This is a genomic window from Paraglaciecola sp. MB-3u-78 (assembly GCF_002835935.1).
Classification (GTDB): domain Bacteria; phylum Pseudomonadota; class Gammaproteobacteria; order Enterobacterales; family Alteromonadaceae; genus Paraglaciecola.
Genome location: NZ_PJCF01000006.1, coordinates 103907 through 128546 on the forward strand (window position 1 = coordinate 103907; position 24640 = coordinate 128546).

General features: G+C 41.6%; 23 protein-coding genes. 15 read left to right on the forward strand and 8 right to left on the reverse strand.

What is annotated here, in order from left to right; translation table 11 throughout:
• Positions 1-639 (forward strand): SCO family protein, encoded by a 639-nt coding sequence (locus tag CXF95_RS14615; protein WP_101199396.1) that lies wholly within the window; start codon positions 1-3, stop codon positions 637-639.
• 10 nt (positions 640-649) lie between these two features.
• Positions 650-1267 carry a GNAT family N-acetyltransferase gene (locus tag CXF95_RS14620; protein ID WP_101199397.1) on the forward strand — a complete coding sequence of 206 codons (618 nt, stop codon included), beginning with the start codon at positions 650-652 and terminating at the stop codon, positions 1265-1267.
• Here the strand turns inward: CXF95_RS14620 and CXF95_RS14625 are convergent.
• Positions 1259-2314: a polysaccharide deacetylase family protein gene (locus CXF95_RS14625; protein WP_101199398.1), complete on the reverse strand. Its 1056-nt coding sequence runs from the start codon at positions 2312-2314 to the stop codon at positions 1259-1261. The genes CXF95_RS14620 and CXF95_RS14625 overlap by 9 nt on opposite strands.
• A 26-nt stretch (positions 2315-2340) precedes the next feature.
• Here CXF95_RS14625 and CXF95_RS14630 point away from each other — a divergent pair, with 26 nt between their 5' ends.
• The gene (locus CXF95_RS14630) at positions 2341-3678 is read left to right on the forward strand and encodes an MATE family efflux transporter (protein ID WP_101199399.1); all 1338 of its coding nucleotides are present in this window, start codon (positions 2341-2343) and stop codon (positions 3676-3678) included.
• 253 nt (positions 3679-3931) lie between these two features.
• On the opposite strand, the gene nfuA is transcribed toward CXF95_RS14630, so the two are convergent.
• Complete coding sequence (gene nfuA / locus CXF95_RS14635; protein WP_101199400.1) at positions 3932-4510, reverse strand: Fe-S biogenesis protein NfuA; 579 nt, start codon at positions 4508-4510, stop codon at positions 3932-3934.
• Between the two features lie 144 nt (positions 4511-4654).
• On the opposite strand from nfuA, the gene CXF95_RS14640 reads away from it, so the two are divergent.
• Positions 4655-7201, forward strand: a complete 2547-nt coding sequence (locus CXF95_RS14640; protein WP_101199401.1) for a M14 metallopeptidase family protein — start codon at positions 4655-4657, stop codon at positions 7199-7201.
• Here CXF95_RS14640 and CXF95_RS14645 read toward each other — a convergent pair.
• Positions 7198-7875, reverse strand: a complete 678-nt coding sequence (locus tag CXF95_RS14645; protein ID WP_101199402.1) for a ComF family protein — start codon at positions 7873-7875, stop codon at positions 7198-7200. The genes CXF95_RS14640 and CXF95_RS14645 overlap by 4 nt on opposite strands.
• A gap of 57 nt (positions 7876-7932) precedes the next feature.
• On the opposite strand from CXF95_RS14645, the gene bioH reads away from it, so the two are divergent.
• The 3 genes from bioH (at position 7933) to CXF95_RS14660 (ending at position 10116) form a co-directional block, all read left to right on the forward strand.
• Complete coding sequence (gene bioH, locus CXF95_RS14650) at positions 7933-8703, forward strand: pimeloyl-ACP methyl ester esterase BioH (RefSeq protein WP_101199403.1); 771 nt, start codon at positions 7933-7935, stop codon at positions 8701-8703.
• Between the two features lie 84 nt (positions 8704-8787).
• Positions 8788-9117 carry a hypothetical protein gene (locus CXF95_RS14655; RefSeq protein ID WP_101199404.1) on the forward strand — a complete coding sequence of 110 codons (330 nt, stop codon included), beginning with the start codon at positions 8788-8790 and terminating at the stop codon, positions 9115-9117.
• A gap of 18 nt (positions 9118-9135) precedes the next feature.
• Positions 9136-10116 (forward strand): putative metalloprotease CJM1_0395 family protein, encoded by a 981-nt coding sequence (locus CXF95_RS14660; protein WP_101199405.1) that lies wholly within the window; start codon positions 9136-9138, stop codon positions 10114-10116.
• Between the two features lie 132 nt (positions 10117-10248).
• Here the strand turns inward: CXF95_RS14660 and ltrA are convergent, their stop codons facing one another.
• The 5 genes from ltrA to rimK form a co-directional block, all read right to left on the reverse strand.
• Positions 10249-11490 carry a group II intron reverse transcriptase/maturase gene (ltrA, locus tag CXF95_RS14665; RefSeq protein ID WP_232787834.1) on the reverse strand — a complete coding sequence of 414 codons (1242 nt, stop codon included), beginning with the start codon at positions 11488-11490 and terminating at the stop codon, positions 10249-10251.
• 247 nt (positions 11491-11737) lie between these two features.
• The gene (locus tag CXF95_RS14670) at positions 11738-11920 is read right to left on the reverse strand and encodes a hypothetical protein (RefSeq protein WP_101199148.1); all 183 of its coding nucleotides are present in this window, start codon (positions 11918-11920) and stop codon (positions 11738-11740) included.
• Positions 11921-12309: 389 nt separating this feature from the next.
• Positions 12310-14634, reverse strand: coding sequence for a Tex family protein (locus tag CXF95_RS14680; protein WP_198556627.1), 2325 nt, complete (start codon positions 14632-14634; stop codon positions 12310-12312).
• Positions 14635-14828: 194 nt separating this feature from the next.
• The gene (locus CXF95_RS14685) at positions 14829-15863 is read right to left on the reverse strand and encodes a succinylglutamate desuccinylase/aspartoacylase family protein (protein ID WP_101199407.1); all 1035 of its coding nucleotides are present in this window, start codon (positions 15861-15863) and stop codon (positions 14829-14831) included.
• 4 nt (positions 15864-15867) lie between these two features.
• Positions 15868-16773 (reverse strand): 30S ribosomal protein S6--L-glutamate ligase, encoded by a 906-nt coding sequence (gene rimK, locus CXF95_RS14690; protein WP_101200068.1) that lies wholly within the window; start codon positions 16771-16773, stop codon positions 15868-15870.
• Between the two features lie 756 nt (positions 16774-17529).
• On the opposite strand from rimK, the gene CXF95_RS14695 reads away from it, so the two are divergent.
• The 8 genes from CXF95_RS14695 to CXF95_RS30690 are packed head-to-tail and all read left to right on the forward strand — an operon-like array spanning position 17530 to position 24571.
• Positions 17530-18066: a Na+/H+ antiporter subunit E gene (locus CXF95_RS14695; RefSeq protein WP_157828154.1), complete on the forward strand. Its 537-nt coding sequence runs from the start codon at positions 17530-17532 to the stop codon at positions 18064-18066.
• Positions 18063-18320 carry a monovalent cation/H+ antiporter complex subunit F gene (locus tag CXF95_RS14700; RefSeq protein ID WP_101199409.1) on the forward strand — a complete coding sequence of 86 codons (258 nt, stop codon included), beginning with the start codon at positions 18063-18065 and terminating at the stop codon, positions 18318-18320. The genes CXF95_RS14695 and CXF95_RS14700 overlap by 4 nt, the downstream gene beginning before the upstream one ends.
• Positions 18317-18634 (forward strand): monovalent cation/H(+) antiporter subunit G, encoded by a 318-nt coding sequence (gene mnhG / locus CXF95_RS14705; RefSeq protein ID WP_101199410.1) that lies wholly within the window; start codon positions 18317-18319, stop codon positions 18632-18634. The genes CXF95_RS14700 and mnhG overlap by 4 nt, the downstream gene beginning before the upstream one ends.
• A complete protein-coding gene (locus CXF95_RS14710; RefSeq protein WP_101199411.1) occupies positions 18624-18911 on the forward strand; it encodes a DUF4040 domain-containing protein in 288 nt (95 codons plus the stop codon). Before mnhG ends, CXF95_RS14710 begins: the two co-directional genes overlap by 11 nt.
• Positions 18904-19593 carry a hydrogen gas-evolving membrane-bound hydrogenase subunit E gene (gene mbhE / locus CXF95_RS14715; protein ID WP_101199412.1) on the forward strand — a complete coding sequence of 230 codons (690 nt, stop codon included), beginning with the start codon at positions 18904-18906 and terminating at the stop codon, positions 19591-19593. Before CXF95_RS14710 ends, mbhE begins: the two co-directional genes overlap by 8 nt.
• A gap of 10 nt (positions 19594-19603) precedes the next feature.
• Positions 19604-19909: an NADH-quinone oxidoreductase subunit K gene (locus CXF95_RS14720; protein ID WP_198556597.1), complete on the forward strand. Its 306-nt coding sequence runs from the start codon at positions 19604-19606 to the stop codon at positions 19907-19909.
• The gene (locus CXF95_RS14725; RefSeq protein ID WP_198556598.1) at positions 19893-21392 is read left to right on the forward strand and encodes a complex I subunit 5 family protein; all 1500 of its coding nucleotides are present in this window, start codon (positions 19893-19895) and stop codon (positions 21390-21392) included. The genes CXF95_RS14720 and CXF95_RS14725 overlap by 17 nt, the downstream gene beginning before the upstream one ends.
• A complete protein-coding gene (locus CXF95_RS30690; protein WP_101199414.1) occupies positions 21389-24571 on the forward strand; it encodes a complex I subunit 5 family protein in 3183 nt (1060 codons plus the stop codon). Before CXF95_RS14725 ends, CXF95_RS30690 begins: the two co-directional genes overlap by 4 nt.
• The last annotated feature ends 69 nt before the right edge of the window (positions 24572-24640 follow it).

The window sequence follows — 24640 nt, forward strand, 5'->3', positions numbered from 1 at the left end:
ATGAGTAGATTACAAGCGGGCCTGATTGCGTTTGTTGCATTGGTTATTGGGGTTGTGTTGGCAATAAACATCGCACCGCCCAGCGAAAACAATAAAACTCAACATGTTAATTTATATCCTCAGGTTAGAGCATTGCCTGATTTTCAGTTAGTCGATCATAATAATCAATCCTTCACATCTGAGAATTTGAAAGGGTATTGGAGTCTGGTTTTTGTTGGTTATACTTATTGCCCTGATATTTGCCCGACTACCTTGGCAGAGTTAAACAATGTTTATCCAGAACTACAAAAAATACCCACAGATTTTCCTGTTCAAGTCGTGCTGTTGTCTGTTGATCCTAAGCGCGATACTCCTGAACGATTAAACGAATATATTAATTTTTTCCACCCTGACTTTATTGCGGTTAGTGGAGAACATTCTCAATTATTTCCTTTAGTCAGAGCTATGGGCATGATGTATTCCATGTCTGAAAGCACCGACAACCCTAACTATTTAGTCGATCACAGTTCATCTGTGGTGGTAGTGAATCCAAATGCCCAAGTGGTAGGACGTTTTAAGCCTGAATTTGTTGTAGGCAAATTGCCTATTAGTGAAGGACAAAAGATACTGGCAGATATGCCGGCTATTATGTCCCAATAAACTGCGGACAATGCCTAGCAGACAAGCTAATCAGGGCGATGCAGCCATCTTAGCTCAATTGATTTTTAGTTCCGCACCTGTTGCCCTAGCTGCGACCTTTGATATTAACGATGAGTTGTCGGCGTTAAATTTTCTGTATTCGAACCTGTTAACTGCAGATGGCCAATACGGTTTTGAAAATCACTGGGTCGCAGAAATCGACAATCAAGTCGCCGGCAGTTTAAGCATATGGCATAGCGATTTGCCAGATTCCTTCCATCAAGCTACTTTAATCAAGTTAACCCGTTTTTACGGTGTTGCTCATGCATTATCTGTCGTGCAGGCTAGCCAAGCTTTGCAAGATTGTATTCCTACACCTAAAAAGCATGAATTGTGTATCGGACATTTTGCTGTGCTTGCAAAGTATCAAAGGCAAGGTGTAGCCACTAATTTACTAAGATTTGCACAACAACAAGCTTTAGTCTATGGCAAGTCTGTTTTATGCCTCGACGTTGAAAGTACTAATTCACAAGCAATAGACTTTTATCTAGGACGGGGATTTACTCAGCAAAGTGAATCAGATGTTAGTCAAAGAATGGAAACATTAGGTATTGGTTCGCATCTTCATTTCAGCAAAAAGTTAATCTAACCACTTCCCTTCAACTGTTGGCATAAAAAAGGGTTGTGAAAACCAATAAAACCTACCTTTTTCGCTAATACTGGGTGCAGTACAATTCACTCTGTGCCTGCCGGGCTTAGTGATTGGGTGTATTTCCACGGTAACCGTATTTCCTTCTAGGGACTTGTTCAAAGCCTGACCATTTTGAAAGCAGTTTATTTGTTGCGCTGTTAAGTCTTCAGTTTTGACAGTAAATGAAAGATCTTCACTGTAAGAAGGTAAGTCGACCTTAGGATCGGAAACGGACACGCTATCTACTGGCATCGCCAAACTATTTAATTTGACCTTCAAGCTTTGAATATTACTGTATACACCTGCAGACGGGTAACGAGGTAAGGCCGAAAAGTCACTGTAGGACGCAATAGCACCGCTATGTTGGGCAAAACTAATGTAGCCATTTGCCCTAAGTCGAGCTTTTAGTTTTGAATCAAATTCTCCATAAGGGTAAGCAAAATATTTCCAGCTGTAACCTAGGTTGTCTTTGAGAATCGTTTCAGCGGCGTCTATTTCTTGCATGCTGCGATTCAACCAACCTTCTTCCGACTCACTGTCATTTTTCGTTAACATATGGATATGTTGGCTACCATGGTTAGCAAAGCTTGCGCCTTCATTTGCCATCATTTTAACTTGTTGCCAATCAAGTTGATAACTCACATTACCAATAAGCGGTGGGTTAATAAAAATGGTGTAAGGGAATGAAAATTCTTTAAGAATAGGGTGAGCATTTTCATAAATGTTTTCATAACCGTCATCAAATGTGATCACCACGGCTTTGTCGGGCAATGGTTGTTTGTTTTGCAGCGTTTCTATTACCTCTTTGAGGGGTAATACCTGATGATGTTCAGTTAAGTATTGCATGTGTTCACGAAAAGTCTCGGGTGATACTGAGGTTACCTTGGGAGTACTATTACTGACGTGGTGATATAATAAAATAACCGCATTGTCTTTTGCCCAAGTGTTTATGCTCAGTAGCGCACATGTTAAGGTCAGTACCAAAATACCCCAGGTTTTTCTCATGTCTTTCCTTCATAAATGAAAATAAAATGACTAATAATAATACTCTATCAAACATCTTTCAGATTAGTCTGCACCAAAAAATTATTGTTATTGCGATTCCGATGATCTTAAGTAATGTCACGACTCCCTTAATGGGATTAGTCGACACTGCTGTGTTAGGCCATATGCAGGAAATGTATTTTCTTGCTGGGGCCTCCGTAGCCGCATTGATTATCACTCAATTGTATTGGTTATGCGGCTTTTTAAGAATGACCAGTACAGGTCTTAGTGCGCAGGCAAAAGGCAGTAAAGATAATAACCAGCTTAATCAAAGCCTGTTTCAGGGGATATTGATTGGCTTTTTGTTAGGCTGCATGCTGTTGTTAGTACAAGATGGCATTTTGGCTTTGGGTTTATACTTTGCCAATGCTACCCCAGTTATTGAAGGGGTTATCTCGGAATATTTCTCCACACGGATCTGGGGCGCGCCTGCTGCGATAGTTAATCTAGCCTTGGTGGGTTGGCTAATAGGCCAGCAAAAAGCCAAACAGGTGTTGCTTATTCAGGTGTTCGCAAACGTATTGAACTTGGTTCTTAACCTTTGGTTTGTGTTTGGCTTAGGGTTGGAGGTGTTTGGTGTGGCGCTGGCCAGCGTCGTAGCTGAATATTCCATCACTATCATGAGTATGATTGTGGCGTTAAAGATTATTGGTAAGCCAAAAATACTAAAAAAATGGTTTTCAGGTGTGTATTTACGTCCTTTACTATCCCTTAACGGCAACACGTTTTTTCGAAACCTTATCTTACAAGGCTGTATCGCTTTTCTTATTTTTAAAGGGGTAGGGTTTGGCTCTATGTCAGCGGCTATCAACGCAATTTTGATGCAGTTCTTTACCTTAATTGCCCTTGGATTAGACGGTGTTGCTTATGCAGCAGAAGCATTAGTAGGTGAACAAAAAGGACAAAAAAATGCGAAGGGCATCATACATGTCACTTTACATGGGCTGGTATGGTCAATCACAGTTGCAATAATTTACTCATTGATTTTTATTGTATGGGGCACTGAGATCATTTCTACAATAACGAACCAAGCAGCCCTACAAATAGAAATGCAAGACTACCTAATCTTTGTGTATTGTTTACCCTTAATCGCTCACTGGTGTTTCTTTTTTGATGGTGTTTTTGTGGGTTTGACACGTGCTCGTGCCATGCGAGATAGTATGTTGTTGTGTGGGTTAGCTGTTTACTTTCCTGCTTTTTGGGTGTTTTCATCTTATGCAAATCAAGGTTTATGGATCGCGATGTTACTTTTTTTACTGTCGCGCGGAATAAGCTTGGGAGGTTACTTTATTTATCTTTGTCGAACTGGGAGGGTGGCGGTTTAAAACTGGCTGTCATGCGGTGTGCCAGAATGCCTAAGTAGCCTCTAAAAGAATATAAGCTACCCACAGCTAATAAAATCAGACCAGGAATTTGAATAATAGGCGCATACTTTGCGCCTATTAATACGGCTACTGCGCCTAAGCAAAATATACCTAGGCCACGTTTGAAAAAAGCCCAACTTTTACTTGGGTCGTTTGCTAAACGTTTTAACCAGTTAATATTGTATCCTCACTGAGATGGTATTGGACCGTAACTCTAGTAGTAAGAGTGCTCGCCGGCTTCATGTTCAGTGGCATCTTTAACTGCTAATAATTCACCAGGAAACTGATCAAGCATTTGTTTTTCGACGCCTTCTTTCAAGGTGAGATCCACTTGTGAACAACCGTTACAGCCACCACCGAATCGTAATACCGCTTCTTTTTCTCCTGTGATTTCAACTAATGTCACGTTACCACCGTGGCTAGCAAGTTGCGGATTGATTTCTGCTTCAATCATGTAACTCACTCGTTCGGCTAAAGGTGCGTCGCTATCAACCTTGCGTGCTTTTGCGTTTGGCGCTTTAAGCGTTAGTTGTGAGCCCATTTGGTCAGTCACAAAATCAATTTCGGCTTCTTGAAGGAAAGGTGCGCTTTCTAAATCAACAACTGCATCAAAACCATTAAATTCTAGCACCGTGTCTGATTTTTCTATCGCGTCTGGTGGACAATAAGATACGCCACATTCTGCACTGGGTGTGCCGGGGCTAACCACAAACACTCTGATATTGGTATCAGGCTCTTGGTTTGCCAGCAGCTTACAGAAATGTGCTTGCGCTGTTTCTGAAATGTTAATCATGGGCTATCTTCCTCTAAAATATGTCTATTTACATAATAACAAAATTACTTGACTAAAACACTCAAGTAATCGTTCTTCCTTATATATATTTTGGCTAAAACGTGCGAACATTTTTTAAAATGCTGACCGATTGGATTGATTTTTATGGATTTGTTGTTTCGAATTTTTGCTTTTTTGTTGTGGTTCATAAGTGCACAAGCTTTAGCTATTGCCGATACTGCGTACTTACCAACAGGTACTCAATATAAAGCAGACATTACCACACCCACTCAAGCTTTAGGTGCGTCAGTAGGTGAATGGCACGTGCGTCATGATCAGATAGCGAACTATATGCAACTGTTGGCTTCACAGTCAGACCGCGTCAGTTTAGTCGAAACTGGTCGTACTCACGAAAACCGTCCTCTTTACCTGTTGGCTTTTAGTTCTCCTGAAAATCAGCAAAATTTAGCTGCAATCCAAGCTAAGCATATTCGAAACTTAGGTCAATCTACTGATAAAAACGACCCATTAATTATTTGGATGGGGTACAGCGTTCATGGCGACGAACCATCAGGTTCGAATGCTGCCCTTTTAATCGCTTATTATCTCGCTGCAGGTCAAAATGAAAAGATAGATCAGTTACTTAACGACAATATTGTGTTGCTCGATCCAAGTGTCAATCCTGATGGTCTATCTCGATTTGCGCAGTGGGCAAATATGCATAAAAGTAAGAACTTGGTATCTGATCCTAATCACCGAGAGCATCAGCAAGCTTGGCCTTCAGGACGAACTAATCATTATTGGTTCGATTTAAATCGCGACTGGTTGTTGTTGACCCATCCAGAGTCACGAGCTCGGGTTAATCAATTCCATCAATGGCGTCCTCACGTGTTAACCGATTTTCATGAAATGGGCACGAATAGCACCTACTTCTTTCAACCCGGTATTTCTTCTAGAAAAAATCCATGGACACCGTTTAAAAATGTTGAATTGACTGCAGCGCTGGGTGATTTTCATGCTGCAGCATTAGACAAAACTAAGCAACTGTATTTTACACAAGAAAGTTTTGACGATTTTTATTATGGTAAAGGTTCAACCTATCCAGATGCCCACGGTAGTCTGGGTATTTTGTTTGAGCAAGCCAGTAGCAGAGGGCATCTGCAAGACTCTGATCACGGCTTATTAAGGTTTTCCGATACCATTCAAAATCAAGTGACGACTTCTCTTTCGACTTTTGCTGGTGCTTTAGCCAATAAACAAGCCATTCTTGATTATCAAATAGATTTTGCAGAGCAAACTAAAGACTTAATCAAGGATGATGATTTAGCTGGCTATATTTTAAATGAGAAATTTGACCAAACCCGCTTCTCAAAAATGCTAGAGATATTCTCAGCTCATCAGATTCAATACTTTCCTTTGAGCAAGGATGTCAAAGTAGATGGACAAATATTCGATACAATAAACAGTATGTTTGTGCCACTGGACCAGCCTCAGTATCGACTGATAAAGTCTCTTTTCTCGACCCGTAAATCATTTGATGACAATACCTTTTATGACGTGTCGAACTGGAATCTACCCCTAGCGTTTAATATCCAGTATCAAGCCGTTGAGCGGCAACCAAAACTGGATACACAGTCTATTAAAGCGCCTAAAACTGTTATCCCAGAATTATTGCCTGGCGCTTACGCCTATGCTTTTTCTTGGCAAGATTATCAAGCACCTAAACTTTTACAGCGTTTATTGGCCAATAAAGTAAAGGTAAAACTTGCTGGTGAGGCATTTTTTGCTCAAACCTCTCAAGGTGGTATGAGCTTTTCTGCCGGTGCGGTAATTGTTCCAATCGCGCTAGCACAACCTAAAAATTTGTTAGGCATCATTGATGCGCAGAATAATGGGCTGGATATTCCTATTCATTCGGTAACCTCTGGATTAACCCGCCAAGGTATTGATTTAGGTAGTCGTAAAATGCTGAATATTGCCCTGCCCAAAGTATTGTTGGTTGGCGGGCGCGGTACTTCCCAATATGAATTGGGTGAAGTGTGGCACTACTTAGATCAGCATGTTGATATGCCTGTTTCAATCACAGACCTAGAACAACTGGGTACATTTTCTTTGGACAGCTATACCCATATGATATGGGTTGAGGGCACGTATAAAGATGTGCCTGAAAAAACCGTCCACAAAATTGAAGGCTGGTTGAATTCAGGCGGCGTACTCATAGGTCAAAAATCTGCGGCTAATTGGTTCTCTGATAAAAAATGGCTTAAGGCTGGCTTCAAAAGTAGCAATGAGATTAAGTTAGCGTTTGACACCACAGGTATGACTTATCAAGATCAGGAAGCACTTAAAGCTAAGCAAAGAATAGCCGGTGCTGTATTTGAGACTCAGTTGGACCTAAGCCATACACTCGCCTTCGGTTATACTTCTACTACATTGCCAATGTTTAGAAACAGTGCATTGGTGATGCGTCAACCCGACAAGCCCTTTATTACAGTAGCGAGTTACGTTAAATCGCCACTTATGGCTGGCTATAGTGCTGAAGAGTTACAGCAACTTATCGGCGGGAGCGCTGCAGTAGTGTCTCACAATTTTGGTAAGGGTAAGGTGATTGGTTTTGCGACAAACGTTAATTTCAGAGGCGTTTGGTATGGTACTAGTCGCTTGATGAGCAACGCCATTTTTATGGCTGGTTTTATTAACGCACCAGGTTAACCCGTAAGGGTGAGGCAAATACTCCAGACATCAATTTTCAAATCAGGATTGTGCTTTCGTAAACTGCGATAAGCACAGTTCATTGTGCTTCCAGTGGTGATGACATCATCGAATAAGGCAATATGCTGATAGTTTTTTAATCGCTGCTTGGCTGCTTCATTAATTTCAAAGGCATTACGTAAATTTTTACGTCTTTGGGCCGCCGATAAGTCAGTTTGAGGTGGAGTCGATTTGCATCTGTTAATGATAGATGTATCCATATCTAATTTACTTAAGTTACAAATATGCTTAGCCAACTCTATGCTTTGATTGAATTTTCTGAATAAATACCGGTTTTTGTGTAACGGCATTGGAATAATCAGTTGCGGTAAAATAGGAATGGAACTTAAGCAGTGTTTTACAAAAAGCGCTGCCAATGCATGGGCATTTGGCACTTGTTTTGAAAATTTTAATCCCGTCAATAATTTTGACAATGGCCATTGGTAATCTGCCAGTGCCAACACTTGGGGAAAATCTACTTTTGGCAAACCCAAGTTCACTTTCGGCGATAACATCAAGTTGTGTTGGTATCGGTCAATATCAAATAGTGTAAGATCATCACAGCAGTATTGGCATATTGCAGTGTTGCTGGATTGTTTGCAGACTAAACAACTTTGACTCAGCCCTGTTTGCATTAGGTGTCATCCCTGTTCTCAATATGAAATCAGTCTTTCGAAGTAAGTGTAGAAGAAATGCCAGTAAAATTAAAAGTATCAACGGTTGGCACGGGTAAGCCCCTTGTTTTTTTGCACGGCTGGGGTGTAAATAGTGGCGTTTGGCAGTCTTTGATAGACCTTATTAAGGATGAATTTTGCATCACTACTATTGATTTACCTGGGTATGGGCTAAATCATCAACAGTTGCCCATTCCGTATAATTTGCAGAACGTGGCAACCACAGTGGCGCAATATCTTCCGGCAAACTGCGTCTTAATTGGTTGGTCGTTAGGTGGCTTAGTCGCCCAGCAAATCGCTGACTCATATCCCGAAAAACTTAAACAAATGGTATTGATTTGTTCTAGTCCAAAATTTTCTAAAAGTAGCGATTGGCCTGGAATTGAGCCCAAGGTTCTGAACTTCTTTTCTCAGAAATTAAATGTAGATATTTCTAAAACACTGGAGCGCTTTCTTGCCATACAAGCCATGGGGAGTGTAAATGCCAGGCACGATGCTAAAACAATCAAACAGGCGGTGCAGCAATACCCTTTACCTTCACTCGTCGCCTTAGCTGCAGGGTTAAACATGTTACAAAGTATTGATTTACGTGAACAATTTAAAACACTGTGTATACCTTGTCATATTTTTTTAGGTGGATTGGATACTTTAGTACCCGACAAAGTAGCCCCGCTTGCAAAGCAACTTAATTCCAAGGTAACAATAGACGTTATCACTAATGCGTCCCACGCCCCTTTTATTTCAAACCCGGAACAATTTGTAAAACGTCTGGTGAAAGCACTTGTTTAAGGCCAATACCAAGGTAAAGCTTTAAAAAAACCTAAAAATGGTTAATAATTGAACACGAGAGGTTAAGTAGTAGAGGTAAGGCAAATGGACATTAGTAACAAAATTAACATAAACTCTGCCATTGTCAGTGGCACTATAGGCATTCAGCGTGCATCCAATGGGATCACTCAAAATGCGTCGAATTTGGCCAGCTTGTCAGCTTTTTCTGTAGCATCTAGCGACCCTCAAGAGTTTTTAGCAAACGCTACGCTTAAACAGCTCAACTCAATCAAACAATTGCTTCCAGAAGCTAGCGATGGGATTACATCTAATCTAGTCGGGCTGTCAATCAATCTGACCAATGCGCAAGCTTCTACCAAAGTAGTAGACACTGCTAGCGACACCGTAGGTACTATCTTGGATATTCTGGCCTAGTTTTAGGCAACTGATATTATGAATATTCTGCCACCGGTTCCCACTCCAACAGTATTTAACGTCGGCACCGTTAATACTGAGGCTGTGCGCAGAGATAATACTCAGCGTGAGGCGGTGCCGCAATTAGCGGCTAATGAAAAGTCAGCCGCTGAAACAGGTCTTGGTTCTGAAGCTGATAAGGCTAAAGCGCCTGGACAAGCTCCGCCGCCACTCACTTATGAAAAACCGCTTCCTCAGACAGGTCAACAACTCAATACACAAAACGATGCCGCAAAAGACAATGGGCAAGATGCCAGTGCAGGAAAAGAAAATGCTGAGGATCAGCAGCAGCAACAACAGCAACAACAAGCCGAACAACAACTTACAGAGCTGAAACAACGAGATGCTGAAGTTAGGGCCCATGAGCAAGCTCACGCCTCTTTAGGTGGCCAATATGCGGGCTCACCTGAATATGAATATGAAACAGGGCCTGATGGCAAGAGATATGCCGTAGGTGGTGAAGTTTCAATAGATATATCTGAAGCTTCTACACCTGAGGAAACCATTCGTAAGGCACAACAAGTTAAAGCCGCAGCCTTAGCTCCCGCAGAGCCAAGCGCACAAGATTTAAGAGTCGCAACTGAAGCCACTCAAATAGCCCTTGAAGCGCGTTCTGACATAGCCAGAACAAAAGCTGAAGAAGCGCAAGAGTCAACTAATCAAGCTATTCCAGGTGCCCAGCAAAATAAAGAACAACCACAAAACTCAGTTATTGGAGAGATACCCTCACTTGATGACATTGTTGATGCTTTAGATGTGGGAATACCCACTCGTTCACTGGATATCAGTCAGTCAGAGGTGGATGAGCAAAGTGTGACTGAATCTGAGTTTGATTTGGAAGCTGCGAGTCAATTTCTTGTAAACAGAGACTTAGAGATGACTCGCAGAGTGTCAGTGATAGAGCATTTTTATCAACAAGTGACTACTCCCCGTTCTCAAGGGGTACAGCAATCAGCTTAAGTCAGCAGTGAAAAGTGCGTTACACCATATCGAGTAGGGTGAGGCTTATGCCTCATCCCTCTCACAGAACCGTACGTACGGGCCTCGTATACGGCTCATGCGTACTATAAAACCACCAAGGGTGATAACAAGTTAGTCATAGAATACCCTATCAATGTGATAAAGCCCTATTTCATCGAACCAGCTATTCTTCATGGCAATAGTCGCCATTGGACAATTCGCATTGCGCCATGACGCCATTTTTATGAAGACACACTTTCCTTTGAAGCCAAGTTGCCTTAGTCGTCTATGAAGACGAGCTGGGCGTTTCCACAACTTCAATTGAATAGCGCGCATGCGTCTTCTTATCCATTTCATCAAGCTCACAAACTCTCGCTTGCAATTGGCTATCTTAAAATAATGTGCGAACCCTCTTAGCACAGGGGTTAACCGTTTAATGATATCTATCAGCGGTTTCCCTGTATTACGCTTAGTGAGCTGCTTCACTCGCTGCTTGAAGTTAACCAGTTTCTTAGGTTGAATTCGGGTATATTGTGTCCCAATTTCGACTCCGAGGAACTTAACACCATCATCACTGTGCGTGATATGGGTTTTGGTCTTATTCACAACAAGTTGTAAATCATCCTCTAAAATAGTCGTGGCAATGTTCAAGGCATGCTCTGCGCCTACTCGGCTGATGCATAACACTAAAATATCATCCGCATAACGCACTATTCGGTGCCCTCTGCGTTTCATTTCTTGGTCGAATGCATCAAGGTAAATGTTCGATAACAACGGACTGATTACCCCGCCTTGCGGACTGCCTTTGATAGTCGGTATCACTTCGTTACCTTCCATCACACCACTGGATAAAAACTGTTGGATTAATTTCAGCACACTGCCATCTGTGACTTTGCACTTAACGCCTTTGAGTATTAACTCATGGGATAAACGGTCAAAGCACTTTGACAAGTCCATATCCACGACCCAACGCCGACCATATTGCCTTATAAACAATGTGGCCTTGTTAATCGCATCATGGCAACTTCGCTTCGGGCGATATCCATAGCTAGATGGATGAAAATCCTTATCGAAGATGGGCTGCAATATCGTTAATAACGCTTGTTGGACGATGCGGTCTCGCACTGTCGGTATCCCAAGCAATCGCATACTGCCATCTTCTTTGGGTATTTCTACCCGACGTACAGGCTGCGCTTGGTAGGTTTTACCTTTCAGTTCGAGCAGTAAAATATGAAGATTGCTCTGCAAGTCAGCTGCAAAATCGCTTAGGCTCTGCCCATCTATTCCGGCCGCACCTTTCGCCCTTGCCACTTGTTTATAAGCCGCTTCTAATGCTTGCGCATGTAACAATCGACCATAAAGACTGTAGAACATTTCCACCCTCACCTTTAACTTGTGGTCGTTGTCTTGGCTTTATCATCATTGTGGCTGACAACTTCACTTGTTTCTCAAACGTGCTAGCCCCTTAATCGGGGCAATCTACTTGAGCGTTAACAAGCTAATCCAATACTCGGCTCTTCACCACAGTCCACTTATTCCTAAGCAACCATTAGCAAGATGTCTGTGCCCGTCGGCACACTTATGAGTCCACAACACTTCAAAAAAAAAGAACAACAGACACTTATAGTACACTTCCCCCCTTCGCAACAGACAACACCTTTTGAGTATTGCCTGCTCTGTTGAACACACTGCCAACAGTCGGTCTGGTTTTATCCTCCACACCATTACTGGCTTTCACAGGCCTGACCTTACTCACTACTACGGGTTCATCTGCCACCTCCCACCAATCTGTACCTTGAATCACTTCTTGGATACAAACTTCCAGTTACACTGGAAATGATGTCAGGCTTCCCCAGTTACTGCACTGGCTCCCTATTAGCTATTCCACCCTCAAACACGTAATGGGTCTGATTGAGTATTGGGCGTTGCGCTATTTTGCACGCTTACCCACCCACCACGCCGAAACAGGTTCGCTTACGCTGTGTATCGCTAACTTCCTATGGCTTCCTTCACACCCCACCGTTAGCCAGTGACGCACTTACCATTCGGATTATCTTCCCCTCAATCGGGGTGATTCAGGTTTCTTTCAACCTGACGGGTTTGCCAGCTTCGCTGGGCAAACAATGAAACAAGCCCTCAATAGAGGGCTTGTGAGTTTTTAGGGATAAGTAATACCATAATCCATAATCGTCATTATTTTTTTGCTTTGGCAAAAGCATCAGCAAAAGCGTTACCCATCATTTGATTCGACTGTTTAGGTTGAGTCTGCTGCTGCTTGGTTTTAGCCGCTGGGTTGTGGGGTTTTTTGTCTGTATTGGGTTTTTGCCCTGATGGTTTTGCTGCCTGATTAGGTGTATCGCCCATTCGCATAGTGAATGACACACGCTTTCTTTCGACATCCACTTCCATCACTTTTACTTTGACAATATCGCCTGTTTTGACAATATCTCTAGGGTCAGAAATAAATTTATCGGTCATAGCGCTAATATGTACAAGTCCATCCTGATGCACACCTACATCGACAAAAGCTCCAAAGTTGGCAACATTGCTAACGACACCTTCTAAAATCATACCGACTTTTAGATCTTTCAAAGATTGCACATCATCTTTAAAGTTAGCCGTTTTAAATTCTGGTCGAGGATCTCGTCCAGGTTTATCAAGCTCGCTAATAATATCTGTCACTGTTGGTAAGCCAAACAGATCAGTGACAAAGTCTTCTGGTTTGAGTTTTTTCAGCACTTCAGTATTACCCACAATGTCGTTCATCGCGATAGAAGCATATTCGACAATCGAATTCACTATTGGGTAGGCCTCAGGGTGCACAGCTGAGGCATCAAGGGGGTCGTCTCCGCCCATAATTCGCAAAAATCCTGCTGCTTGCTCATAGGCTTTTGGTCCTAGGCGTTCAACATCAAGCAAGGCTTTACGACGCTTAAATGCCCCGTGCCGGTCACGATAATTGACGATATTACTGGCCAAGGTTCGATTCAGGCCAGACACATGACTCAGTAATGCACCTGATGCTGTGTTGATATCCACACCTACCGCATTCACACAATCTTCAATCACGGTGCTCAGTGATTTTCCTAGGTTGCTCTGGCTAACATCGTGTTGATATTGGCCTACACCTATGGCTTTGGGTTCAATTTTGACTAATTCTGCCAATGGATCTTGTAATCGTCTTGCGATAGACACCGCACCACGTAAAGAAACATCCATATCAGGCAGTTCATTTGATGCAAGTTCTGAAGCAGAATAAACAGAGGCCCCTGCTTCACTGACAATAATTTTGCTCACTGCCAAATCAGGATTTGCTTTGATCATTTCGGCCGCGAGCTTATCCGTTTCTCTTGAGCCGGTGCCATTGCCAATACTGAGTAGCTGTACTTTGTGTTGCTTACACAAAGTTGCAATAGTGCGTAGCGACTTATCCCACTGATTCTGCGGCACATGAGGAAAAATAGTAGAGGTAGCTAATACCTTGCCAGTTGGGTCTACAATGGCTATTTTTACCCCTGTCCGTAGACCTGGATCTAACCCCATAGTGACTTTAGGGCCCGCCGGTGCTGCCATTAATAAATCATTTAGATTCTTGGCAAATACGTTAATCGCGTCTTGTTCTGCTTGTTCACGCACCGCGCCAAATAACTCATTCTCCATATGGAGCAGTGTTTTGACTCGCCATGTCCATTGCACCACTGTGGCTAACCAAGCGTCTGCTGGTCTGTTGGCAAATTTAAGATTGAAGTGTTCGGCGATGATTTGTTCACAATATGAGCTTTTATCTGCTTCATTCTTCTCCGGATCAGCATCTAGACTCACTTGCAGAAATTTTTCGTTTCTGCCTCTAAACATTGCTAGTGACCTGTGGGATGGGACTTTTTTCAAGAATTCGGTATGTGAAAAATAATCTTTGTATTTACTGCCTTCTGATTCTTTACCCGCTATGACTTGGCTTTTTATATGGGCATTTTTATATAAATACTGACGCACTTTTTGTAATAATTTTGCGTCTTCAGCAAATCGCTCCATTAAAATATACTTTGCGCCATCTAAAGCGGCTTTAGTGTCGGGTACATCACCATTTTCTGTTACAAATGCTAGCGCTTCAGACTCAGGTGTGAGCTGCGGGTTATTAAATAAAGCATTGGCTAAAGGTTCAAGCCCCCACTCAATGGCAATTTGTCCTTTGGTGCGACGCTTAGGTTTGAAGGGTAGGTATATATCTTCTAATTCAGTTTTGTTTTCTGCATCAAGTAAGCTGGCCTTCAATTGCGGAGTCATTTTTTGTTGCTCTTCAATCGACTTAATAATGACTTTTCGTCTGTCTTCTAAATCGCGCAAATAAGTTAAGCGCTGCTCCAACTTTCTCAGGGCTATATCATCTAGACCATTGGTGGCTTCTTTTCGATAACGGGCTATAAAAGGAACAGTTGACCCTTCATCTAGTAATTTTACCGCAGCTTGTACCTGTTGCGCTTGTACTTGTAACTCATGCGCAATTTTTTCCACTATTATCATCGAAGACCCTGTTTGTCATTCATTTTCATCTAGGCTCTATATAGGGGTGCGAGTGAGAAATTACCAGCGATAGATGAATAAAAGTGGCAATATTTAGCGAATCATAAATTTAACTCGCCATTAAAATGAAAAAAGATAGGAAAACTTGAGTTTTCCTATCTAATAGTTGATTTTCTTATTATTATTTTTTGCTAATCTGCTAGAGATATTTCCTCTAATTTTTTGGCCATATCATCATTCATCATATCTATGTTAGTGGCGACTTCATCGGGCGCTTCGAAGTTTGCCACATGAAACATAGCATCACCTTCCTGTACCAAAGGAATATTCTGCTTACCAATAATAATCCCCGCTTTAGGTGCTGTTACAATTTCAATAAAGCTACCTGTTGGGCTGCATATCTGAGCCAAGGCATCGCCTTTTTCTACATGATCACCAAGGTGTTTTTTGTCTAACACCATACCGCTAGCAGTCGCTCGAACCCAAGCGCTATTGTTGGCAACAAATGGCAATGTTTTCTTCTTAGAACTGGTTCGGCGTCTGACCATGCCTAGCTGTGACATGACATTGAAAATACCTCTTAATCCAACCCGAATAGACAGTTCGTCAAATCGTAGTGCTTCTCCCGCTTCATAAAGAAGAATTTTCGTCCCGTTTTCTGAAGCCGATTGTCGTAATGACCCATCTCGCAAGTCTGAATTGAGTAACACAGGGACACCAAAAGCATGAGCTAATGATAAGGTTTCTTCATCCTTAAGATTTGCTCTAATTTGAGGTAAGTTACCGCGATTAATGGCCCCTGTATGCAGGTCAATCCCGTAATCACATTTACTCGCTACTTCTGTTAAAAAAAGATGGGCAAGTCGACCAGCCAGTGAGCCTTTTGCAGATCCCGGGAAACATCTATTTAAGTCCCGTCTATCTGGCATATAACGGCTCTGGTTTAACATTCCATATACGTTAACTATTGGCACAGCAATGAGTGTGCCTCTTGATAGTTTAAGTGATTTTGATATAAGTAAACGCCGAATAATCTCAATTCCATTTAGTTCATCACCATGAATTGCTGCGCTGACGAACATTGTAGGACCAGGCTTTTTGGCGCGTATAACATCCACAGAAACTGACATCTGAGAGTCTGTATATAACTTTGCCACTGGGAGTTCGAGCTGTACTCGCTTCCCTAAACCAATATGGTTTCCACCAATAGAAAAACTATCTGCCACAGACTTAACCCTTACCTTGTGTACGATTTTTATGAGGTTTGGCATATTTTTCAATATGCTTGAAAATCAAAGTGGCGACGTCTTTTTTAGTCGCAGCTTCGATGCCTTCTAAGCCTGGTGATGAATTTACTTCCATCACAACTGGACCACGTTCGGCACGGAGTAAATCAACACCACATACGTTTAGTCCCATGATATTTGCCGCCGAAACCGCTGTTGCCCTTTCTTCTGGTGTAAGTTTTATCAAAACTGCCGAACCACCTCGGTGTAGGTTTGATCTAAATTCACCTTCAGCACCTTGACGTTTCATCGCTGCCACAACGCGGTCGCCTACAACGAAACAACGGATATCCGCACCGCCAGCTTCTTTGATAAATTCTTGTATCAAGATATCGGCATTTAAACCCATAAATGCTTCAACAATTGCCTCTGCTGTTTTGGTTGTTTCAGCAAGTACCACACCTATGCCTTGAGTACCTTCAAGTAGTTTAATAACACAAGGTGCGCCACCAACGTTTTTAATTAAATCTTTAATATTGTCAGGACGGTTAGCAAACCCCGTTCTTGGTAGGCCGATACCTTTTCTTGATAATAATTGCATGGAACGCAACTTATCTCTGGAGCGACTAATAGCAACGGATTCATTTACACAGAAGGCTCCAGTCATTTCAAATTGACGAACAACGGCGGTACCATAAAAAGAAATAGAGGCTCCAATACGTGGTATTACCGCATCATATTGCGGAAGTTCTTCGCCTTTGTAACGAACAACAGGTCTATTGCTTGTGATATCCATGTAACAGTGGAGTGTATCGATAATGTCAATTTGATGACCAAGGGCTTCACCGGCCTCTTTCAAACGGCGAGTAGAATATAACTTTTTGTTTCGAGATAAGATTGCTACTTTCATTTTGATTACCTTTTTTATAAATAACAAGCTCATAGACTAGCCTGTTGCACAAATAGTCACAAAGTAATAAAAATATTTTAGCTAGTGTTGGTCATGGAGGGGGATTTTTATAGAAAGTAAATTTTAGGACTATGTGACTTTTGCATGCTTCGACACGTCTTATTTTTTATGACCGTTATGGATATGATTTAAATGAATGAGATCCAACCCAAAACCATTTTCAAACAGTAGTTATTTCAAACTGTATCGACCTTTAAAATTTTTCTATAGATTGGTTAATAGTTAGCAAGTCAGTCATTAGAAATGACTGACTTGCTACAAATGAAATGTAAAGCAAAGGGTGCCCTTTTTGTATTTAAGCTCAGAGTTATTGTCATCTAGGCTCTCGACATAAAAATACATTATGTGAATACTTAAATAGAGAGTAAAATATTCGTTCTAATAACTGTCTGATTGTAAACATAAATATTGTAGTATTCAGCTATCTTAAGTGTCATATATTGAGATAGATGATGGTTATCTCACTATTTCTGATATCGGGTGCCGTCATCTGCAAGCTAAGGATTTTTAAGCTTGTCGCTACATACACCTTTGTATCTATTAAGAATTGAGTGAAACAGAAATACACCTCTTTCTAGAGAGCTGTTATCTGAGTAAGAGAGTCACTAAGTTAAACATAAGCGATATTATTGTAAGTTTTACCCTACTAAATACGCCAAAGCCCTTTTGGAAATATGCACACTTGAGGATATTTTTTTGTCTAAACGTTTTTTTTTCAAAGATCTGAAAGTACTGGTTTTTACCGCATTATTACTTGCCTTCATTTGGTTGGTATTAGTCGAATTTGACTATAGGTCATTTATTGTTGGTGCCTTCTTTATATTGATAGCGACGAGCCTGAGTTATTGTTTACGAGTAGTTCAGGACAAAAAGGTAGAAGTGAAATCGTCAATCCGTCTATTATTGTTGCCTAAATTCGTCTTCTTTTTTGTGACGCAATCTATAGTTGGTGGTTTCGATACAGCTAAGCGCGCTTTTTCACCTGCATTGAACATCAAGCCTGGTTTTATCAAATATCAAATGCGTTTTCTCACTATGGGTGTGAACAGTAATCTTTTTACTAATTTAGTGAGTTTATTACCCGGATCGCTCATCGTGATGCAGGAGCCTGATGGCATCATTGTTCATGTGTTATCACTTAATACCGCTTCACAGAACGATTTAGCTAAATGCGAAAGTATCGTTGCCAATCTTTATGGAATAGATATCTGTGCAGCTAAGGCGACGCCATGAGCATGATATATGCGTTTCTTTCTATTACTTTGCTTGTCTCTTTGCTGGTTGGCGTTTTAAGAATTTTTTTAGGCCCTACCAAAGCTGATCGTATGTTAGCAGCACAGTTATTTGGTTCAGTTGGCGTTGCCATTTTACTGTTGCAGAGCGCCTTTACCCATAATTGGGTGTTGATGGATGTTGCGTTGTTTCTATCGCTTCTTGCATCGATAACTGTCATTGCATTCGTTAAATTGGGTGAAGTTAAGACATGAATTTATGGGATGTGTTTACTGCTTCTTTTTGTGTGTTTGGGGCCTTTTTTTTTATAGCCGGAACCGTCGGTTTATTGCGTTTTCCTGATGTGTATTGTCGCCTTCATGCCTTAACAAAAGCAGATAATTTAGGGTTAGGGTTAATTGTGATTGGTTTGATGCCGCAGACTACTGATATGTATCAGATGTTTAAATTGCTAGTTATTTGGATGTTGGTGTTATTTGCCAGTGCCACCAGTTGCCACCTTATTGCTCGTCACGAGTTTAGAAAACGCCCTGTGGAATACGAAGGGGAACACACTGATGCCGATTAACTTGATGTTTGATGGCTTGCTTGTGGTGCTTATTTTAGTGCTGGCATCAGGTGCACTTTTTAGTACGAATATTTTTAAGAGCATAGTCTTATTCATTAGTTTAGGACTGGCTGTCACTATTGCTTGGATCCGGCTTAATGCAATTGACGTTGCTATTGCTGAAGTGACAATCGGTGCGGGGTTAACAGGTGCCTTATTATTAGGTGCTTGGAAGCGGCTTGAAATTAAAAAAAGACTCCAGAATCCAATCAACATTACAGAGACTGAAAATGATTGATGCACATGACAATACCTCTCTTAAAAACAGATATGTGTTTATCATTATTATGGCTATTTCAATGCTTGCAGGATGGGTGATTTACGCGTTATTACAAACGCCAGCACCTCAAAATATTATGTATGATTTGGTGCAAGCAAATATTCAGCAAAGTGGTGTCACTAATCCTGTTACTGCCGTCTTACTCAATTTTAGAGCTTATGACACACTAATAGAATTTGCGGTATTTTTCTGCGTAAGTATTGCAAGCCTGCCTTATATTGACGCCGGTGTCAGTGATCACTCTCACTTAGAGACCCAAGATGGTCCACTTTTTAGTTTAGTAAAAGTATTGGCTCCTCTTACTATTTTATTGGCTGGCTATACGTTATGGGTTGGCTCATTTAAACCAGGGGGAGCTTTTCAGGCTGGAGCATTACTTGCAGGATGTGGCCTATTGTTATCCCTATCAAACGTCGGTGTAACCAGAATGAATGGGTTTTGGTGGCGGTCGATTTTTTCGATGAGCTTAATCTTTTTCATTCTGGTGATTGGCTTTTCTTATATTCACTCTCATACATTTTTAATGTACCCAACTAAACTTTCTGGACGTCTTATTTTGTTTATTGAGTTTGCAGCCACTTTCTCTGTTGCTGCAACACTGTACCTTTGTTACTTGTCAGTTAGAGGCAAAGTCTCTTGAGGTTCACATAGTGCAAGCTGAGTTATATAGCGTATGCGCCGTGATTTTGTTCGCATTAGGACTGATTGCTTTTTTAGTGAAATCTGGCGTATTTCATAAGGTTTTAGCAATAAATGTCATGGGAATAGGTGTGTTTATGTTGCTATTGGCAACATCCGCATTCTATCCAAACGCCATTGATCCATTAACTCACGGTATGGTGTTAACCGGTATAGTTGTTGCGGTTGCAGGGAGCGCATTGGCGCTTAATTTGGCCACACAAATAGATTTGCCATCACAATCAGATGAAATGGCTCGCCATGATAAACCTGATTGATTTACCGCTGGCAACTGCCAGCCAGATTTTACCTCTGCATATTTTATTACCGCTATTATTGGCCATCATTTGTTTTCTGGTAAAAAGTAGCAGTATCTCGAGGTGGCTCAGTATCGTAACAGCCATTATTCATCTTTTGTTTGCTGTGCTGTTGGTGTCTCTTGCTGTATCCCAAAATGGTGCCGTCATCAGCTATGCCATTGGTGGATGGGAAGCGCCATTAGGTATTTCCCTTACCTTAAATACCTTTTCTGCCATCATGCTTATTATGTCTGCGACCATTTCATTGGCGATTACTATCTATAGCGGACATTATTTTAAGGATGTCGACCAAGCAAGGCGTTTTTGGCCGCTGTGGTGGCTACTGAATACAGCCCTGTGCGGGATCTTCTTATCAGGCGATCTGTTTAATCTTTATGTGATGCTTGAGCTGATGGGATTATCAGGTGTTAGCCTTATTGCGATTAACAAGAGTCAATCAGCCATTAAAGCGGCATATCAATATTTGTTAGTGGGGTTATTTGGTTCACTGCTGTTTTTGTTTGGGGTGGCGCTGATTTACCGTGAGTACGGTGTGTTGGATTTGATAATGCTGGCGGCTACTGTGCAAGGTACCTTGTTGACCAAATGTGCCTTAGGGTTTATGTCCCTAGGATTAATATTAAAAACAGCACTCTATCCGCTACATTTTTGGTTACCTGACGCTCATGCTAGCGCACCTGCTCCAGTGAGTGCGGCTTTATCAGCGTTGGTACTAAAAGGCACATTTTATATCTTATTTATGCTTTGGTTTAGTGTACTCACACCCGCGACCACTTTTATAGGCGCCAGTATTATCGGGGCATTTGGCGCCTTAGCCATTTTATGGGGGTCGGTTAAGGCATTCACAACGGATAAGTTAAAACTACTTGTGGCCTATTCCACAGTGGCTCAAGTGGGGTATTTGTTTATTTTATTTCCCTTGATGTACCAATATCCCACTAAGACATTAGGTGCTGCTGCTTATTTTATTGTGGCACATGCGTGTGCAAAAGCTGTGATGTTTATGGCAGTAGGTAATATTCAGAAAATTGCGGGGCATGACGAAATAAAACGTTTATCAGGCATTGCTTCACATATGCCCCTTAGTATTTTTATTTTTGGTATTGCCGGCATTAGCTTAATGGGGCTTCCTCCAACCGGTGGCTTTATCGCGAAGTGGATCATGTTTGATAGTGCATTAGAAAGTAAGCAGTGGTGGTGGATCATCTTCTTGGTTGTAGGAGGGTTGTTATCTGCTAGCTACCTATTTCGTGTTTTAAACTTGGCTTTTACCACTCCAACAATAGAGCAAGAGGTGTATGTCTCATCTTCTGCAGAAGTCGGTTTGTTAAGTGCACTCGTGCTTGCTGTTATCACGATTGTTATAGGCCTGAATGCCATGTGGATCCTTGATGTTATCGATATAGGGCTCGCCACTGCGACTTTAGGAACGGGAAAGTGAGTTGGTCTAGTATGTTGCCTCTGTTCATTCTGGTTACCGCATTTGTAACGGGGATAGTGTTACTTATTATCCCAGAAAATAAACAAAAGATACGCACCACCATCAATCTAGTGAACGCTTTCTTAACTATTCTTATGATTGTCGTTTTGATAATAGGCATTAACTCTGGGCAAGAATTTAGGTTGGTTTTTCCTTTACTACCCAATATCAACTTAGTGTTGCATGCCGATCCTCTGTCTTTGATGTTTGTGGGATTATCGGGTGTGCTTTGGTTTGTGACTACCATTTACGCTATAGGTTATTTACGAAAAGCTAAACATCAAAGCCGTTTTTTTGGTTTCTTCAGCTTATGCGTATTTGCGACGCTGGGTATCGCAATGGCTGGGAACCTGATTACATTCCTCATTTTTTATGAGTTATTAACATTAGCGGCCTATCCATTAATTGTACACAAAGGTAACGAGGCATCACTGCGTGCTGGAAGAATTTATCTTCGATACACTATGATTGGCGGTGCAGTGTTACTTGTTGCTGTGGTGTGGTTAAAGTCACTGGCTGGGGCTCTTGATTTTTCAGCTGCTGGTGATTTGGCGAATATGACGCATCTGCCAACCACTGAACTGACTATTATCTTTGTGCTTCTTATCGTGGGTTTGGGTGTCAAAGCCGCTTTAGTGCCTTTACATGGGTGGCTACCCGAAGCCATGGCTGCTCCCGCTCCCGTGAGCTCATTACTTCACGCTGTCGCAGTGGTTAAAGCCGGTGCTTTTGGGATCATTCGGGTCATTTATGATGTCTATGGATTTGAGTTCGCTGACTCTCTTGGCGTGTTGTTCTACTTATCCATTGCTGCTTCCATCACTATCGTTTATGCCTCGGTAAGAGCACTTTATCAGGACGACCTGAAAAAAAGACTCGCCTATTCAACCGTTAGTCAGGTGTCATACATTGCGTTAGGGGCGTCAATTGGTGGACCACTGGCTGCAATTGCGGCTGTCACCCATCTTGTGCATCAAGGGATCATGAAGATCACTATGTTTTTCAGCGCAGGAAACTTCGCTGAAGAATTACATATTCACAAAGTATCTGAACTCGATGGTGTAGGAAGCAGAATGCCTTTGACGATGACGGCGTTAACATTGGCTATCTTTGGGATGATTGGGATACCACCCATCGCAGGTTTTGTGACCAAGTGGTACTTAGGAAATGGCGCAATTGCACAAGGACAATATTGGGTGCTGGTGGTGTTAGCGCTCAGCAGTTTACTGAATGCAATGTATCTTTTACCCATAGTCTACAGGGGCTGGTTTATGCCATCTCAAGGTCATTGGCCTGCTAAATCCGAGTCGTCAAAGTTAGAGGTTTATTGGATGTTACTTATTCCACCTCTGATCACTGTTACATTATCTGTTCTGGCAGGGCTGTTTGCCGCGAGTGAATTTAGTCCTTTAAAATGGGCTAAGGTCATTGCGAGTCAAGAATTTGTAAACGTACCTTCTCTTATTAATACTTATGTTGAATCATCATCCTTGGTGCCATGGCTTATTGTACTGGCACCGATGTTGTTTGCCGGAGTATTATTTTTATCTAGGTACAAACGTGTTCTTATCGCCTGTGCCCCAATTTGCGCTTTACCGGCCATTTATTTTGCATTTACAGGCATTGATTATGCCTCTTCTTCGTCATTTTTGTTTTTCAGTAACGAATTATTACTCGATAAAACAACCCAGTTATTCTTAATGTTGGCAGGTGTTTTGTGGTTTTTGGCCACTCTATATGCTCAGTTTTATATGGCTAAAGATCCTAAACAATCAACCTTTACAATCTTTATGTTATTGGCGATGTCCGGATGTTTTGGTTTGACACTTAGCCAAGACCCATACGGTTTTATTACTTTCTTTACCTTAATGAGCTTGTCTTCTTTTGTGCTGGTTATTCATCAACTTTCTGAAGAAGCTAGAGAAGCTTCTCGTAGCTATATTCGTTGGGTCATTATCGGTGAAGTGCTGCTATTTAGCGGATTCTGTTTATCCCAATGGTATGCAGGGTTTGCTCTTAACAGTGAGCTAGCCTGGATCACTAGTCTAATTGTGGTGCTTGGTTTTGGCTCTAAAGTCGGGTTGTTCGGTATGCACTGGTGGTTACCCAAAGCACACCCCGTGGCGCCTGTTCCCGCAAGCGCAATATTGAGTGGCTTTATGGTAAAAGCGGGCGTCATTGGTTGGCTCCGATTTGTGCCACAAAGTGTTGAGCCAGTTGAGATAATCGGTTATTTGATAGTAGGGTTGGGGGGCGCTGGTACATTTTTAGGCGCAATCAAAGGGCTGTTTCAGCACAACCCTAAAGTAGTGCTTGCATACTCAACCGTCAGTCAAATGGGTATTTTGACTATGGCATTTGGCGCCACGTATATATTACCAGACAATCGAGATGCTATTATTACCGCTATGATTTTGTACTGCATTCATCACGGATTAGCTAAAAGCGCCTTATTTTTTAGTGTCGGTATATCTCCATTGTTGGCACTAAAATCTCAGGCACGATATTTTGCATATTTTGTGATAATCATGCCTGCATTGGCATTAGTTGGTATGCCATTCTTAAGTGGAGGTTACGCAAAACTGCTGTTGAAAGAGCAACTAATCGGAATGCCACTGTTACCCACATTAATAAGTATTAGTAGTCTTTTTACGGGGCTATTAATGTATCGATTTGTTAACTTGATGTCTCGAGATACAGGCCATCACTACGACCCACAAAAGCATATTCCATTGCTGTTAATTTGTTTGCTGACTGTTTTGCTAATGATCCTATGGCCTTTCATATCATTCGAAACCATCAGGCTGTCCATGGGTAATATTTTAGCGGCTAGTTGGCCTATCGTAGTCGCAATTTTTATGGGGCTGTTATTGAATAAATACGTTGATAATTATGTACAAATACTCTCCAATGAGGATCCTAAAAGGCCGTCATTTTTAGATGTGAGTGCAGCATACTTTTCTTCATTATTTATGAGTCTGAGCAGAATATTGGCTGCCATAGCCCAAAGAACACAATATATTGATTCAAAATTCATCACCTTAACTGTTAACCGTATTTCTACTATCAATTCTGCTCATTTGTCAGTTGTTTTTTTAACGGTGCTTTCATTGGTATTTATAGCGTTAATGTTTGCATGACTATTTTTCTAAATGTCACAAAAGTTTACAACACATTCTATTCCGTTCCCCATATTACTTCTCACCGAA